Source organism: Verrucomicrobiota bacterium, assembly GCA_021294815.2.
GTDB lineage: Bacteria > Verrucomicrobiota > Verrucomicrobiia > Opitutales > LL51 > LL51.
On the sequence record CP095464.1, the window covers coordinates 479,449 to 496,303 of the forward strand.

15 protein-coding genes are annotated in these 16,855 nt (G+C 47.9%); 12 read left to right on the plus strand and 3 right to left on the minus strand.

Annotated features, from left to right (window positions below):
• The first annotated feature begins 64 nt into the window (after window positions 1-64).
• The 4 genes from mraY (at window position 65) to LW808_002290 (ending at window position 4,938) form a co-directional block, all read left to right on the plus strand.
• Window positions 65-1,174, plus strand: a complete 1,110-nt coding sequence (gene mraY, locus LW808_002275) for a phospho-N-acetylmuramoyl-pentapeptide-transferase (GenBank protein UPA28112.1) — start codon at window positions 65-67, stop codon at window positions 1,172-1,174.
• Between the two features lie 52 nt (window positions 1,175-1,226).
• A complete protein-coding gene (glmS, locus tag LW808_002280) occupies window positions 1,227-3,068 on the plus strand; it encodes a glutamine--fructose-6-phosphate transaminase (isomerizing) (GenBank protein ID UPA28113.1) in 1,842 nt (613 codons plus the stop codon).
• A 69-nt stretch (window positions 3,069-3,137) separates the two neighbouring features.
• Entirely contained in the window at window positions 3,138-3,590 is a 453-nt protein-coding gene (locus LW808_002285) for a bifunctional nuclease family protein (protein ID UPA28114.1), read from the plus strand.
• Window positions 3,591-3,642: 52 nt separating this feature from the next.
• Window positions 3,643-4,938, plus strand: coding sequence for a replication-associated recombination protein A (locus tag LW808_002290; GenBank protein ID UPA28842.1), 1,296 nt, complete (start codon window positions 3,643-3,645; stop codon window positions 4,936-4,938).
• Here the strand turns inward: LW808_002290 and LW808_002295 are convergent.
• Window positions 4,935-5,588, minus strand: coding sequence for an MBL fold metallo-hydrolase (locus tag LW808_002295; protein ID UPA28115.1), 654 nt, complete (start codon window positions 5,586-5,588; stop codon window positions 4,935-4,937). The genes LW808_002290 and LW808_002295 overlap by 4 nt on opposite strands.
• A gap of 20 nt (window positions 5,589-5,608) precedes the next feature.
• On the opposite strand from LW808_002295, the gene LW808_002300 reads away from it, so the two are divergent.
• The 8 genes from LW808_002300 to LW808_002335 all read left to right on the plus strand — a co-directional run bounded on the left by LW808_002300 (window position 5,609) and on the right by LW808_002335 (window position 15,185).
• Window positions 5,609-6,772, plus strand: coding sequence for a M20/M25/M40 family metallo-hydrolase (locus tag LW808_002300; protein ID UPA28116.1), 1,164 nt, complete (start codon window positions 5,609-5,611; stop codon window positions 6,770-6,772).
• Window positions 6,773-6,883: 111 nt separating this feature from the next.
• Window positions 6,884-8,602, plus strand: a complete 1,719-nt coding sequence (locus LW808_002305) for a hypothetical protein (protein UPA28117.1) — start codon at window positions 6,884-6,886, stop codon at window positions 8,600-8,602.
• Between the two features lie 131 nt (window positions 8,603-8,733).
• On the plus strand, window positions 8,734-9,915 hold the full coding sequence (locus LW808_002310) for a hypothetical protein (GenBank protein UPA28118.1): 1,182 nt from the start codon (window positions 8,734-8,736) through the stop codon (window positions 9,913-9,915).
• 145 nt (window positions 9,916-10,060) lie between these two features.
• A complete protein-coding gene (locus tag LW808_002315) occupies window positions 10,061-11,173 on the plus strand; it encodes a hypothetical protein (protein UPA28119.1) in 1,113 nt (370 codons plus the stop codon).
• Between the two features lie 180 nt (window positions 11,174-11,353).
• The gene (locus LW808_002320) at window positions 11,354-12,133 is read left to right on the plus strand and encodes a hypothetical protein (GenBank protein UPA28120.1); all 780 of its coding nucleotides are present in this window, start codon (window positions 11,354-11,356) and stop codon (window positions 12,131-12,133) included.
• 135 nt (window positions 12,134-12,268) lie between these two features.
• Complete coding sequence (locus LW808_002325; protein ID UPA28121.1) at window positions 12,269-13,135, plus strand: hypothetical protein; 867 nt, start codon at window positions 12,269-12,271, stop codon at window positions 13,133-13,135.
• A gap of 130 nt (window positions 13,136-13,265) precedes the next feature.
• The gene (locus LW808_002330) at window positions 13,266-13,631 is read left to right on the plus strand and encodes a hypothetical protein (GenBank protein ID UPA28122.1); all 366 of its coding nucleotides are present in this window, start codon (window positions 13,266-13,268) and stop codon (window positions 13,629-13,631) included.
• Between the two features lie 285 nt (window positions 13,632-13,916).
• Window positions 13,917-15,185: a hypothetical protein gene (locus LW808_002335; GenBank protein UPA28123.1), complete on the plus strand. Its 1,269-nt coding sequence runs from the start codon at window positions 13,917-13,919 to the stop codon at window positions 15,183-15,185.
• A 287-nt stretch (window positions 15,186-15,472) separates the two neighbouring features.
• Here the strand turns inward: LW808_002335 and LW808_002340 are convergent, their stop codons facing one another.
• Window positions 15,473-16,627 carry a GspE/PulE family protein gene (locus LW808_002340; GenBank protein UPA28124.1) on the minus strand — a complete coding sequence of 385 codons (1,155 nt, stop codon included), beginning with the start codon at window positions 16,625-16,627 and terminating at the stop codon, window positions 15,473-15,475.
• Window positions 16,627-16,833, minus strand: a complete 207-nt coding sequence (locus LW808_002345) for a hypothetical protein (GenBank protein ID UPA28125.1) — start codon at window positions 16,831-16,833, stop codon at window positions 16,627-16,629. The genes LW808_002340 and LW808_002345 overlap by 1 nt, the downstream gene beginning before the upstream one ends.
• Window positions 16,834-16,855: the final 22 nt, after the last annotated feature.

Genomic DNA, 16,855 nt, shown 5'->3' on the forward strand with positions numbered 1-16,855 from the left:
CAGCGCACCATGGAAGATTTTACTCGCGTGACGAGCAAATATCACTTCACTAAGCGGCGCGATTATGTCTCCTCTATTTAACGAGATCATCGAGCGGTTTAACTTTATCGTGACACAGATTCCGGCGGTGGGGCAGCGTGTCTTTTTGGCGTTTTTTATTGCTTTAGTGGCCGCGATGCTACTAGCTCCCTGGGGGATCCAAAAATTACGCCAGCGGAAAATCGAGCAAATCCAACGCGACGAGCAAGAGGTTCGTAAACTCGCACAACTCCATAGCCATAAGGATCACATACCGACGATGGGAGGAATTATAGTGGTGATCGCAACTATACTTGGAATCGCGACGCAGGTGCATTGGAATCTCCAAGTCGGGCTTATTGTGCTGGGATATCTGCTCCTAGCAGCGGTGGGCGCTTGGGATGATGGCATCAAAATTCGGCAGCGCAATGCACGAGGCATTCCTGGATGGCTCAAGTTATCGATACAACTCGGTTTTTCACTGTTGGTGTACTTTGTTGTTGAACAATACTCTGATCTTTACCGTGTTTGTACAACTCTACCGGTGCCGTTTACCGATCTTAATTGGACATTACCGCATAATTTTGTACCCATTTACTTCTTTCTTGTCTTGGCTGGAACTAGTAATGCGGTCAATTTGACGGATGGACTTGATGGGTTGGCGACGGGTTGTGCGATCCCGGTGTTGTTATTTTTCGGGGGTCTTTGCTTTATCGATAACACGTTGCCAATATTTAGCTCTATGGGGGTTTCACGCATACCAGGCGGTACAGAACTTGCTGTGGTATGTGCCGCGGTACTCGGTGGGCTTTTAGTTTTTTTGTGGTACAACTGTTATCCCGCGGTTGTCTTTATGGGCGACACGGGTTCGCTTGCGCTAGGCATGCTGATCGGTCTCGTCGCGCTTTTCTCGGGGTATTCGTTGTTTTTAGTCATTGCGGGTGGTGTGTTTGTGGCGGAGGCGCTTTCTGACATTCTGCAGGTGTTTACGTATAAATTTTGCGGCCATCGCCGGATTTTTAAAATGGCGCCGCTCCACCATCATTTCGAGCTCAAGGGGCATCACGAGGTCCAGATTACACTTCGGGCATGGTTGTTGAGTGTTTTATTGGCGGCTTTAGCGGTTATTGCAATGGTGCCGTGGATTAAGCCCTAATTATAATGAGAGGTTGACGTGCGGCATAAATTGATCTAAGGGAGTTGATTCTGTGTGTGGAATTATCGGTTATGTCGGGCGTAAATCGGCGGGGGAGATCTTATTAGATGGTCTCCAGCGAATGGAGTATCGCGGTTATGATTCCGCGGGAATTGCGGTATTGGATCAAGGAACAATCTGGCCGTTAAAGCGTGTCGGGAAAGTTGCGACTCTCATACACGCGTACAGCTTGAACTTCAAGCACTCAGGGACAGTTGGTATTGGGCATACGCGTTGGGCGACCCATGGAGGAGTTTCAGAACAAAATGCGCATCCGCACTTGAGTAATGATCATCGATTTGCGATCGTTCACAACGGCATTATTGAGAATTACGAAAAAATTAAGCAATTTCTCCAAGCGCATGGGTACGTTTTTTTCTCAGAAACGGACACGGAGGTCTTGGTCAATCTCATTGATTACCACTATAAAAAAAATCCTGCACAATCTTTTATAGAGGCTGTCCGTAAGTCGCTGCGCCATGTTGAAGGAACATATGGGATCGCTGTCCTAAGCACGGTATACCCTGAACAATTGATTGTCGCGCGGAAGAGTTCACCATTGTTAATTGGAATTGGCGAAGGGGAAAACATTGTCGCGAGCGATGCTGCGGCCGTTGCCCGTTATACCAAACGTGTCATTTATCTCAACGATGGCGAAATCGCTTCAGTGACAGCCGATAACTTTTCGATCTCAACCCTAGATGCGGGGGCGCCTAAAGCTGTGTTGCATGAGCTTGATTGGGAGATTTGCGATTCCGAGCTTGAGGGTTATCCGCACTACATGTTAAAGGAGATTTTTGAACAGCCAACGGTTCTTGAAAATGCGATGCGGGGGCGGTTTGCGGAGGATGACTGTTCGACAAAGTTCGGAGGATTACCCATCACGCTCCAGGATCTTCGCTCAGCTGATCGGATTTTGTTTTGCGCCTGCGGCAGTGCGTACCACGCGTGCCTCGAGGGGAAGTTTTGGATCGAAAAATTCGCGCGGATCCCAGTTGATGTCGAGTACGCTTCTGAGTTTCGCTACCGCAATGCACCGATGGGGCCACATACGATCGTTTTTGTCGTGAGCCAATCGGGGGAGACGATTGATACATTGGCGGCGCTGAACGAGGCCCAACGGCGTGGATATCGGGTTCTAGCCATTACCAATACCGTCGGATCAACGATTGCTCGTGCTGCGGAAGCGGGGATTTACCAGCACGCGGGCGTTGAGATGGGGGTTGCGTCGACAAAGGCCTTTACCTCGCAGTTAACCGTCTTATCGATGCTCGCGTTGCTCATCGCGCGAACCCGAGATATGGACGCAATTGCGGGCCAGCAGTACGTCCGGGCGCTACGCTCTCTACCGGAGACGGTCAAAGAGGTCCTGGATCTCTCCGTAGAGATGCAGGCGCTTGCCCAAAAATATCACCGTTATAAGCGGTTTTTATTTTTAGGCCGCCAGGCGATGTACCCGATTGCACTTGAAGGGGCCCTGAAGCTCAAAGAGGTTGCATATGTCGATGCCCAAGCATACCCGACGGCTGAGATGAAACATGGTCCGATTGCGTTGGTCTCAGAGGAGACAGTTTGCCTCTTTATCGCGACCCAAAGAACATTTTGGGAAAAGACAGCGAGCAATATCCAGGAAGTCCGTGCCCGTGGCGCTAAAGTCATTGTCATCGTCTCGGACGATCAGATTTTCGACGAACGACCTTATGATGCAGTGGTCCGGATTCCCGCGGCGCACGTGGGGATTAAGCCAATACTTTCGGTGATTCCTTTACAGTTCTTTGCGTATTACACTGGAATTCTTCTCGGTTGCGATGTCGATCGTCCACGAAATTTAGCAAAGTCGGTAACTGTGGAATAATGCGAAGCGTGGCGTCTTTCAACGAAAAGAGCCTTGCAGAAACCCTAAAAATCTACAAAATACGGGCTCATGCGGGCTACGGATTGGGTCGAGGTGTCGGCGGTCGACATCGTTTTTTCGCACGAGGCAGCATCGATTATCATGGGTAATGATGTGAACGAGAAGCATTTTTTGATCCATGTATCAATCGAGACAGGAAGTTTGTTGCTGAACCTCTTTCAAAAACAGCACTTTAAGCGACCTGATACGTTTACATTGCTCGTGAATGCCGTTACCTCCTTGGGCGGCGCAATCGAATCGATCCGTATCAATGATATGATCAATGGGGTATTTTTTGCCAAAATCGTCCTGCGACGAGGTAATAACGTGGTTACACTCGATGCACGAGCGAGTGATGCGATTGCGCTTTCGGTAATCGATGGTGTACCGATACAAGTTCCCCGGGCATTATTGGAAAAAATTTCCTGGGTCGATACCCATAAGGCTAATGCCCATAACCGTGCCAAGAATTTCGTCCTCTAGCGATTTTTTACCGTTTACAATACGGTCACGCTTCCCATGAATTGCACATTTGGTGACCGATGCGAATGTCAATCGCCCGCCGCTTGCGGTACGGATGCGCCCACGGACGCTCGATGAGATCGTTGGTCAGCGTTCGATTGCCGCACAAGGAGCGCCGTTAACGCAACTTGTCCGAAATAATGCACTCGGGAGCTTGATTTTGTACGGCCCACCGGGAAGCGGGAAGACGTCGATTGCAGAAGCGATCGCAAATGAGACTCATAAGTCATTTCAGAAAATTAATGCGGTTCTTTCAAATGTCGCAGAATTGCGGGAGTTACTCAAGGTTGCGAAGTTTACACATGAACAGCCGATTTTGTTTATCGATGAAATCCACCGTTTTAATAAATCCCAACAGGATCTTTTGTTGCCGGATGTTGAGGCAGGGACGATCCAGCTTATCGGCGCGACGACCCATAATCCGGGATTTTACGTCATCAATCCACTTCTGAGCCGATGCCGTTTGATCGAGCTCGAGCCGCTTGCCCCGGAGGACCTTGTTACGATCTTACGTCGGGCGCTTCAAGATGAAATTCATGGCCTCGGAACAATCCAGGTACCGATCGAAGATGAGACGCTTTTATTAATTGCCGAGCAGTGTAATGGTGATGCGCGTAAGGCGCTTAACGTTTTGGAGTCGGTCGTTCTCAATACCCCGATGGGGCAAAAGATCACTCCAGAAGATGCCGCGAAGTACCTCTTTAAGCAACAGCTTGCGTATGATGCCGACGAAGATGAGCACTACAACACGATTTCGGCGTATATTAAGAGCATGCGCGGTTGCGATCCCGATGCGGCGGTTTATTGGCTAGCCGTAATGCTCGATGGCGGTGAAGACCCGCGGTTTATCGCGCGTCGCCTAGTGATTTTTGCTTCTGAGGATATCGGTCTTGCGGACTCACGGGCGTTGACGGTTACGAATGCCTGTTTCGATGTCTGCGAACGCGTCGGACTTCCGGAATGTCGTATTAATCTCGCCCATGCAACGGTGTTTTGTGCGCTGGCGCCCAAGAGCAACTCAGCGTACATGGCTCTCGAACGTGCGTCGTCCTTCATCCATAAGCATGGCAAGGAGGCGGTCCCAGTTTGGCTTCGCGATGCCCACGGAAAAGCGGCCGAACGCCTCATGCACGGAAAGTTTTACCAGTATAGCCACAATTTCGATCAAAATATCTCAGGCCAGACCTATATGTTGACACCGAAATCGTTTTACGAACCTAAGGCAATCGGTGCCGAAAAAGCCCTCGCCGAGCATTTTCACGACCTCCAAAAGCTACGTGCGAAGCGGCAAAAAGAAGCCGGGTATTAATTCGGTCGGACAAAAGGATTGGTTGTCTTTTCGTACCCGATGGTCGTCGTGTGTCCATGACCTGGAATTACCATAGTTTCATCGGGAAGTGTGTAGAGTTTTTCACGGATACTGCGAAACAAAACATGTTTATCGCCGCCCGGTAAATCCGAGCGCCCCACGCTGTGTGCAAACAACGTATCGCCAACAAAGCAAAGTTGGAGGTCTTTGAAAAAGTATGCTGCGCCGCCTTGAACGTGTCCCGGGATCCAAAGCATTTGAATCGTTAATCCCAAGAGTAAAAACGTATCGCCGTCCTGTAAAACATGGTCGACCGGGCAGGGAGTTACAGTGACATCGGCATAGGTCGCCAGCAAGCGATTATCCGGGTGCTCGATCTCGGTCGCGTCGTGTTTCTGGGCGTAAATCGAAACATTTTGGTTATGCCAAATATACGCATCGGAAATGTGGTCCCAGTGATGGTGCGTGATCAATAATGCCGTGGGTTCGAGGTGTTTTTCTTGGAGGTATTGTGTCAAAAAATCTGCACTGTCCGGCGGCGCATCGACAATCATTGCCTGCTGATTTTTAGAAATGAGGCCCACATTGGTGCGTAGGGGGCCCAACTTAAATAATTCGACGGACACTCCATTTTGCGCGTAAATTTCCATGGCGCAGACGATAGCGCTCTTTGCCAACGTTTTCAAGTTTTGTCGTCATTTTTGCTTGGCATATCACCTGCTATGACCTTGACGTCGCGGGATTTTTAGCGACATTGCACGCCATGGCTGTTATTCCTGATTTTTTACGTGAATTAATGATTGCCCGGTCGCCATCGGGCCATGAATTCGAGGCCCAGCAGGTGATTGATCGCCATATGGCGGATATTGCGGATGAGTATCGGAAAGATATTATTGGAAACCGTTTTGCGACAGTGAAAGCCGGTGAAGGCCTTCCGACGTTGATGCTTTCGGGGCATATGGATGAGCTCGGATTCGCGGTGAAGTATATCGACGAGAAAGGGTTTATTTCCTTTGACGCGATTGGGGGCCATGACCGCGGAATTCTAATGGGGCGCCGGGTCCGCATTCTAACGAAGCACGGCGATATTTTTGGGGTCACCGGTAAGAAAGCGGTCCACATGCTTGAAGAGGAAGAGGAAAATAAGACGACAAAGCTCCATGATATGTGGATTGATATCGGGGCGAAAGACGAGGCCGAGGCCAAGTCGATGGTGAGCATCGGCGATCCGATTGTCTACGAAACCGCCGAGCCGGCGATCATCAACCAATCGCATAACGCGACGGGCCGAGCATTTGATGACCGTGCCGGGGCGTATGTCGCGATGGAGGTTGCTCGCCGGTTGTTAAAGGAGAAGTCGCAGCTCCACTGTAACGTTACGGCAGTCGCCTCGACACAAGAAGAGGTTGGGACCCGTGGCGCGATTGTTGCAGCATACGCATGTGCACCGTCGGTCGGGATTGCAATTGATGTCGGGCATGCGACGGACTTCCCGGGCTGTGATCACAAGAAATTTGGCAAGTTCGAACTCGGTGCCGGCCCGATTATCGCCCGTGGTGTCAACATCAACCCACTCCTTTTCGATCGCGTTATTCAGTGCGCAGAACGCGAAGCGATCCCGTATCAAGTGGAAGCCGAGACGCGTCCAACCGGAACGGATGCACGTTCCATCCAAATGTCACGTGCGGGAGTTCCTGTGGGCCTAATTTCGGTACCGCTACGGTACATGCACACGCCGATTGAGACGATCAATCTTGACGACGTCGAAAATGTAATCCGCCTGATTTGCGCCTTCGCCCGTTCCCTTACTCCCAACGATCACTTCGAGTTCTAGAAATTTTTGTTTGTCAATGAATTGCCAATACCGCGGAGATTCCCGCGGCGTTTTGTTTTGTTTTTATAATTTATTGACTAATTGAATCTATTTTTTACAATTCTTCCGTCTATGAATTGTAAAATCGTTAAATCATTATCGCTGGCTGGGGCGATGCTGGCAACGTCGTTCGCGTTCGGTGAAATTAGTCCTGAAACAGAGATGTGGATTCAGGAGCTCATTGAAAAAGCAAAACAAAGTTCCAAAGGGGCGGCATTTCTCACAAAGATAATGTCCCTTATGGAGCGGTATGCAGCGCTTCCACAGCGTTTGGCTAATCCAGATACTTTGACTTTAATGGATGCCGGGTTTTTACCGAAATTTTTTAGTTCTCTTGGGCACCCACTGGTACTAGAACAAGTTCCAGAAATACTTCATGTACTAAAGGGGCGATACCCTGTAGCGGATGCTAGCGCATCATCCACTAGGCGGGATATCAATGAAAGAATTAGAAGACTCATAGAAAGTGTCAAAGATCCAGAGTTTGCAAAGGAAGAAATTGTACAAGTTCTCAATATCGCAGAGGCCTATATTGACAGGCGGCCGCTTGATGCGGACAATCCTTATACAAAGTTTTTCTTTAGGGACTTTCCTAATAAGGGATTGGTACGAAAATTGATTGCTATTGCTAAAAAACGTCTCGCGCCAACGGATTCTGTAGACCCGGACGGTCCGCGCTCTGATACATCGTCGACGGGAAAAGCTGATGATCTTGTGCAATGGGTTATGGATAAGACGAAAGATCCGAAGATGACAGCAGCGGATGTTACATCGATGATCCACGATCTAGAGGAGTGTATCGAGGCATTGGAATCTGGCCAGCCAATGAGTGCTGATAATTTTTGGGCTGATCGTACGGAGCTCCCCAGTTTGGAGCGGCTTCAAGGGCTGCTTCGATTTTTAAGAGAACATTTATCTCAATTAGAGTCCACGGACACAAGATCTGATGATACTACACCGGAAGAGGACCGTAATGATAGCCCGGCTCTTAGGAAAAACGGTAATATTTGGATGCGCGGGAAGATCATCGAAATTCAGGGTACCGGCGTGCATCGCACAACGCTTCAGGAAACGATCCGCAATGTGGGTGAGTACCTTGCATGGCGGTTGAATCCCGATGCGTCTGATGCAACACTGCCTCATAATTCCTTTGTCGAAGAGCTTCGAGGGCGCAAACCGGACATAAAGTGGGTTCAGAAATTGATCGCTGTTGCGAAAGAGCGCCTTCTTAAAATAGATCCCGCTGCGGTCATTGACGATCCTAGCGCTGGGATTCCAACGGAAAATCCTGTTGTAGATAAGCCGACGATTCCAGAAGCTGCAGTTACGCCAAATGTTCGCAGTAATCAAAGAGTATCGCCAGAAGCTTTGAAGGCGGCGAAGCTAAAAAATAGAAAGCTCCAGGTGCTGGTACGTGAAAGCGCTCGGTGTTGGAAGGCTATGCATGAGGCCTATGTGAAGGCCGCGCAAGACAAGTTGGCAGATTATATGGCGGCGCATCCGGACAGTTCGCTGCATTCTTTGCAGCCACAGCTCGAACAATGGTATTTGGAATCCATTCACAACCCCAGCGAGGCCGAAAAAGCCTTGGCGACAATGGAGAAGAAATTGGCTGAGCAGCAGATTATTATTGACTTCATTGAGACTCGCATGAAAGAATATAGGTATTTCATGAATGTGTGGCTTGCGGAATATAATCGACGCAGGGAAGAGATCAATCAGGGCGACACACCGGATGGCACAGTCGAAGCATTTGGACAAGACAATCCTATTGCGAGTTACACGGAGTAAGTGTGAAGTGAAGTAGAAATTTTCTAAAAAAATACATTGACGATAGAAGACGCTGCGGGAAACCTCTTGTGGCGTTTTGTGTTTTAAGATTTATTGACAGTTTGGGCGGTATCCTTAAAATCGACTCGGATATGAATGCGAAATGGATAAAACTACTGTCGACTTCTGGTGCAATACTGGCGGCACCCTACACTTTTGGCGAAATCAAATCGGGGCATGCAACGAAAGATATTCCGTCCGCCGATGTGGATCTATACAAGCTTGATCCGGAGACGATCGCGGCCGAAAAGAACGAACTTCGGTCTATGATGGAGTTGATACAAAAGCGCTTGGACCGGATCCAAAAGATTGAAGCCCGTTTGGAAGATGCCAAGCGCGAGGAAGCGGCTCCAAAACAACCGGTATCTAGCGGCCCTCAGGCAGTACAGCTTTCGAAAAAAGAATCGGCCAAGAAGGTAACTCCGGCAGAAAATAAGCCGGTTGCTCCGAAAAAAGCGACACCAACTCCCCCAAAACCGGTAAAATCCGAACGCCCAGAGGTGGTGGTTGCGCCGGTTCCGGCGAAGGCGCCTGCTACCGTCAATTCAGAGCCGTTGGTTGTGCCCGCGAAAGGTGCGATTGCATTGCCCCCATCGGCGCCGGTAACGCTCGAAAATCTGCAGCTTTCAGAGGACGCTGTGCCGACGAAAAGTTTTTCTCCGGTGAAAGAACCGATTGTTCCAGCGCGCGAATTGAAAAAGCCGGAACTGCCATTTCCCGAGGAGGTACCGCAAGCAGCAAAGGAAAAGTTGGAGCCCGTAAAAGCCCAAACGGCGGTATTGCCTTTACCGAATTTCGAGGAGGAAGCGCAGAGTGATCGTGATGGAGGTGTTTCGCCGCAAGATGAGCTCTTTCAAGTTTTAGCGGAGATCCGTGCAATGGCTTCGCGCAATGACGACGATTTCGGCTTCGATATTGGAGAAGAGGAAACCAGTGTGTTGGGCAATATGGCCCTCGGCACGAGTTCCCAGTTCGGCCCCACGAACGCCTCAGTCCAAGTGCAATATCCCCGTGAGCAGGCGCCGATAGAGGTTTCAGCGCCAGAACCACGTCCTCCGCTACCGTCTTTCGAGTCGCTACGTGCGGAAAGTACGATGTTCCGCGAGGCACCCGATACCCCGTCGTCGAAGTCAACGAAGCCCGCCGAAAAAAAGGTTTCCCTGGAAAACGTATTGTTGGATGCGTCTGAGAAGATTGATTCGGCCGAAGAGGAAATCGATTTTGCAGACGCCGATATGGCTGATTTTGAAGACATGGGTATTTTGGTCGACTAACGCCATATAGCGGAAAGTTTCTGTAAATTTTTAAAACCACAGAGTGCCGTTGAATTTATTGCTCCGGCGCTTTTGCTTTTATGGAATAGAGCAAATTTTAAGATTTATTGACAGAATGCTTGACGTTCTTAGAATGCGCCCAGGTATGAAGACGCAATTTGCAGCAATTTTCTCTCTGATGGGAACTTTACTCACCTCGCCCTGTGCTTTTGGCAAAGAACTCAAGGATTATAACCTAGACGAGTTGAAACAAGCGGTTCAAGATATCGTGGACAGACTTTATAAGGGGTATAAGGAGCCATTCGGAACGATAATGTACTCGCTGGGAAGAAAAAGCCCTAAAGGCCCATGGGATGGTGCCGGTCAAAGTGAAAAAAAGCCATCGGATGACACGGATTCGGAGCCGAAGAAGGATGGTGTGAAGACTTCCCAAAATTACGTGGACTTACTTAAGAAAGGAAGCTTTAGCGTGAAGCCATCTTATGTAAAGCTTAACGCAAAGCAGGCACCAATTGTGAGGGGATTTAAAATCCACTACCAACTGGCGAGCGCAGACGAACTTGGCTCTGTTAAATTTGGTCAAGCGCAACCCGATGCCCTGATGTACGGCACAAAAATAGAGGGATATTTCTCAAACATAAATGGCGATGATAAAGATAAAACTTGGAGCGGTCGTAAATTCAAAAATGTCAATGGTTGCAGTGGTCGAGTGATGGTTTACTTTAAAAAACCCTTAGACGAAAAGCATGTGGAGGGCGGAGAATTTTTCTTTGAAGGTACTCCGAGTATTTGGGTTTGGATTGATTCCAAAGGCAAAGATTATGTTATGAACCTTGACGGACTAGAAATGGATCAAAGACAACTGATCGATGGGTTCAAAATCGAGAAGAAGCTGGTAGACACGATGGGAATGCCCGAGAGTGCGGTAAACCGGCGGACGGCGGCGTATCAGGATGCAATAAAGGGAGCAAAGTATGAGGAAACCGACAAATTTAAACGTTACCGGTTCAATAAATGGGAAAGGCTCACCATTTACAAAACAGTTTCGGACGATAAAGTGTGTGCGGATTTCCTTACAAAAGGAGATTCCAATATTTTGGTGACAATTTATTCGAACGGGACGGAGTCAATTAAGGAAGTTCCTGATGACGATATCAGCGAGATTGAAAAAGATGAACCTAAAAATGAGGGAGATGATGATAAACCTTGGAGTTCTAGCACTTCTAGTTCTGATGACAGTTCCGACAGTTCCAATTAGCGATAAATGGAGCAGAAAATGGTAGTTCAATACTTGATGACAAAGGGCATCTACTAATCTTGCGTTTTTAAAACTCCAACATGCCATAGGATTGTTTCCTGTGGCATTGGTTTTTGGGAATAGTAGATTGTTTTAAGGTTTATTGACATCATTGCTGATGTTTTTAAAATGTTTTCATATATGAAGACGATATTGATGGGCATTGGCTTTGTTATGGGGATTTTCCTGGCATCATCGTGTGTTTTTGGCGAGACCTCCCAGAAGCGCCTCAATGAATACAGCGGAGAGGAACTCAAGCAAGCGCTTAGCGAGGTGATGAACCGATTGACCAGCGCAGGATATCAACCGATACCTGGGACCTTGAAGTATAAGTTTGATGCTCAGCACACAACGGTGGGACCAGAAGGTGTACCGTTGACTAAGCAGCTCGAGGATTTGCAAAAGGATTTAGACCAATGGGGGCAAAAAATTGATGGAGCAGTAAAAGATTTGAATGCAAAAGCCAATAAGAGCGAAAAAGTCAAGGACGTCGAGAAACTAAGCGAAAAGAAACGGGCGTTCATTCGTTGTGTCAAATTTAAGGCAGGGTTGGAGGGAGCAACATTAAGCGAAGAGGATCGTAAGGTGCCGACTATAAAAAAATGCCTTGAGATTCTTGGTGATGTGGAAACAGAGAACTTGCTCCCGTTTTATCAGTTGAGTAACACGCTCTTCTTGTTTTTCGACAAGACGCAAGGTATAACGATTCAGTTCCCCGACAGTACCGAAATAGAAATTGCCCCTAATGGAAAAACCAAGACCATGAAATCTCCGACTAGTGAAAAGGACGATTGGTTTGACTATGATGAGTTCGACGCGAAGTATGGCGGGAAGAACTATTTCGCAGCAAACAAATCTGATGATAATGATGAAACCGATTCCATTACTGGCGGCGAAACCGGTGATCAATCTGATGATTGATACGCGGAAGGTGTTGGCGTAGAAGTTATTTTTCTTAATTGGAGAATCTGCAGGGTGCCATGGGAGTTGATCCCGTGGCGCTTGTGTTTTAAGTTTATTGACATGGGAGGCGGTATTTTTAGAATGCCCCTGGATATGAAGACGAAATTGTTGGGCATTTTATCGGTGTCGGGGGGCATGTTGATTTCATCGCACGCTTTCGGAGAGGACATTATGGGCTACTCGAAGGAGAAACTTCAGGAGAGCGTCCAAGAAACCGCGTATAAATTCTGGGAACATTGTCCCAAAGGAGATCACGATAAAGGAAAAATCAGCGGCTTGGAGTTTGTAAAACCGGAGAAGGCGACACCAGAAGTAGAGCCGAAGCCAAAAAAGAAGCCGGATCCAGGGGCAGCGAATAAGTGGAAAGGAAAGTCTTGGAATCAGCTTGAAGATGAAGAGAGGCGAGAATTTGCAAAATATATAAAGGAAAATAACCTACCGATACCGGACGAGGTAAGCCAGATGGATCGGATCAAATATAAACTCTTCAAACTTAACAAGAAGCCCAAGGGAAACCCGCCGCCGCCGCCGAAAAAAGAGCCGACTAATCCTAAAAATATGACTGCTCAGGAGGCACTGCAACAAGCGCCACAATTACAGTCACATGAATGGGAGAATACAACGCTAGAGGATATACAGGGACGGTTTGAAGATCTTAAGAGCGCTTTGGAAAAATTGGATGCCGAAAAATACAAGGATGCAATAGATGCGTTAGAACAGCTGGGAGATTTAACAGAAGAGATAGATGACGACAAAGGCGTTGGAGATTACGAAGCGACGAAAGAAAAGCTTGATCCACTGGTAAAAACGTTGACAGAACAACAGAGTAAGCTTGAAGAGATAAAGGAACAAAAAGAAAATTTAGACGAGATATTTGGTGTCCCTGGTACACAAGGGGATCTCGCGTACATGCAAAAGCAGGTAAACGATGGTATAGAGGACAGCACTTCTAGTTGGTAGAGTATGGATAAATGCTTATGGGTTCAGCAAGTTGTCTTTGTTAAGGTTTTTTACACTATCCTACACAATGTAAAGTATTTTAGTAAAACTTTTACATTTAAAACTTGTGAAATGTTGCTATAGTTAATACATGCGTATCAATCTTGGTGGCGGGCAGTTTATCGGTTTGAATGATGCCGCAAAAGTTCTCGCTGCGAAGAACAGTGAAACCGGTAAAGTGACATTTTTTGAGACGCTCATGTATAAAATCGAATTCAAGCAAGCGATTAGGGCAGGCGATGAATCGAAAATCATGGAATTTGTTAAGGACATTTGGACGGTCAGAGATCTTAATGGGCTCGTTAAGGGAAGAACTCAAGGCGAGTTTAAGTTTAGAAAGAGGAAATTCGCAAAAGTGCGTGATGCTCTGGAACAACTCAAGCGTGACGGAGGGGTGCTGTTCAAAGATCGGGAGATGAGGATGAAGGCGCAGCAGATCAGCGGCAAAAAGTTTTAAAGCTTTCGAAATTCGTCAAGCGTTGTAGTGCCAGCGTTAACATGTTGAGCTGCGGCGTTTTTTAGTGGAATGAGGCCTTCGGTGCGAGCAATTGCTCGGAGCGGGTGAGCATTTTAAAACGATCGTATTTTTTCGTCTGTAGATTGCAATATTTGTGTCAAAAGTTCTTTAGCAATAGCACGAGATTTATTTATGTTTCGGGAAAATTTCTCTAAAAACTACTTTTTTGTGGAGTGCGTAGGAAATTTTATTTTAAAATATAATTTTTTTTTTACTATATGACTCATGCAACGCATTAATCTCGGCAATGGACAATCCATCAGCGTGTCCCATGCAGCAAAAGTGATCGTTGATGAAATGGCGCTTCGGACCCATCAAAAGCCAAAATCCTTGTTCTTGGCGCGCATGAATATTAGGAAAGAGATTAGACAAGCTCTCCGAACAAACAATGAATCGAAAATTATGGATTCTGTTAAAGTTCTTTGGACAGTTAGAGATCTGGGTGGACTCGGCGTAGGTAAGACAAAGGGGGAATTCACGTACAATAAAAAGCAATTTGCGGGTATAAGCGGGAAATTGAGCGAGTTTTACAATAAAGGAGTCATTTGGAAGAATGTCGAGGAGCGTAATGCATTGCAAGAAAAAGACGCTGTGATGAGTGAGGCTCAGGAAGTTTGGAAGGGGTCTTTACCCGAACAGCCTAAAATGCCGACGCCATTGGCATCGACTCCGAAGAAAACTATGCCGAAAACTACACCTAAGGCTGTTCCCGAGCCATCCATAGCACAGCAGCCCACCGTTAAAAGCCCGAAAGAAGAAGATGTAACATCAGAAGCTCCGAAACCTGAAGGAGCGGGGGGGACGCAAAGACAGCGCAAGGTGGCATTCGGAACACTATCATTGGGGCCACTATCGGAACCAGTATCAAACTTGCATGGCATGGGTAATACGGCACAAGTAACAGATACACCACCTCCACCACCTCCACCACCTCCACCACCTCCACCACCTCCACCACCTCCACCACCACCACCTCCTCCTCCGCCTCCTGCGGCTTCGTCGAGTCAGAGTCCTATAGATTTAATCAAGCAAATTGGCGAAGGTGGCGCTCAGGATTTCTTTGCTACCATAAAGAAAAATAGACGGCAAGAGGCACAAGAAATGCCGCCTCCTCCTTTAAATGAACAGAAGTCAACTCGAGAGATGACTGCTGCTGAACTTCTGGCAAAGCAGGCAGATTCATTTATAAGAGACGACGATGAATTGACGTACGGTGAAGAAGCTGCTATTTTGGGGAGTGCACAAAAGGAATTGAAGCCAGAGATGTATGCACAGCTGACAAAAACATTGGATGACCTAAGTGAATATGTGCCAAAGAATATGGACGACTTAGAAGTAGATGTGCGAAAAGAATGGGAAATAATGGAAAATTCCTTGAAAGATTTGCAAACAAAGCTGCAAACAAAGGAAACGCTAACAGATGACGAACAGAAATTAAAAGGCAAGATTGATGATCTATTGGAGAAGATAAATGATTCTGAAGATAGCTGGTAGCCATTGGATAAGATAGAAAAGACTAAAGGTAATGACTGATATGTCTTATAACGGAGTTATCGATTGAACAGTAGACAAGCTATCTAATCCCCCGTAATTCGTCAAACGTCGTGGTGCCAGCGTTAACAAGCTGAGCTGCGGCGTTTTTTAGTGGGTTTAGATCTTCGGTGCGAACAATTGCCCGGAGCTCTCCAGGTAGATATAACTAACATGTCGCCTAGCAGAGCAGTGCTGTTCAAAGATCGGGAGATGAGGATGAAGGCGCAGCAGATCAGCGGCAAAAAGTTTTAAAGCTTTCGAAATTCGTCAAGCGTTGTAGTGCCAGCGTTAACATGTTGAGCTGCGGCGTTTTTTAGTGGAATGAGGCCTTCGGTGCGAGCAATTGCTCGGAGCTCTTCAAGAGGACGTAACTGACGCGTCGCCTCACGAAGCGGGTAGGTCATCGAAAGCCACTCGTAGACCCCAAAGCGGCCGCAATAACCACTGCCATCGCATTGGTCACACCCATGTCCGCGGTAAGTGTGCTCAATTTGGTACGCTTCCATAACCGTGCGCATTTCGGCCGTCGGTGTGGTTTCTTCCTGGCAGTGCGGGCAAATTTTGCGTAACAGCCGTTGCGCGAGAACCCCACGGAGCGTGTCCGCAATCAGGTACGGCTCTACAGACATGTCGATGAGCCGCGTAATCGCACCAGGAGCGTCGTTGGTGTGAAGAGAACTCAGGACGAGATGGCCTGTGAGCGCCGCCTGGACCGCAATCTTGGCCGTCACCGTATCGCGGAGCTCGCCAATCAAAATCTTATCCGGATCGTGGCGTAGAAATGCCCGGAGCACGTGTTCAAATGTCAGCCCGATGTCGTCGTTGATGTTGACTTGTACCAGCCCTTCTGTCTCGTACTCCACCGGATCTTCGACCGTGACAATCTTGGTATCTTCCTGGTTGAGTTCCCGTAACGCACCGTAGAGCGTCGTCGTCTTGCCGCTTCCCGTCGGACCCGTCGTTAAAATCATCCCCGACCCCGAAGCTAGTGCTTGGCGAAAGGATGCTAAAATGGCCGGCGTGATGCCCATCTGGGCTAGACTCCGCTGCCCAATGCCTGAGTCGAGAACACGCAGAACCACGCTTTCGCCGTACTGTGTCGGAAGCACCGAGATGCGGAAATCGATTGTTCGGCCATGGGTAACGCATTCAAGGTGCCCGTCTTGCGGTAGGCGTTTTTCGGCGAGGTCGAGATTGGCAAGGGTCTTGAGCCGCGCGATAATGGCCTCGCTCAAATGAACGTTAGGCGTGAGCTGCTCACTCAAAACCCCATCGACGCGAAAACGTATCGAAAAATGATCGAGAAAGGTCTCAAAATGTACATCGGAGGCGCCTTGCCGTACCGCGTGCTCGAGAACATGGTACACGAACTGGACAATCGGCAAATCCTCGGCGTTGAGCATTAACTTTGATAGCTTTGAATGTCTTTCTTTTCTACATTGTCTGGGCCCTGCATCGTGGGCTTATTTTTTACAGCGCCTTGTCCGATCTTGAAGGCGAAAGGCTTTGGAGCGGTAGATTCGGCTTTAGAGGCTTTAGTTTCCTGTGGCACACCCGTAATGCTAGGGGTAGCAGGTGGATTACTCGGTTTAAGACCGTTGATGCTCATAGCTTCATTATGCGAAAAATTA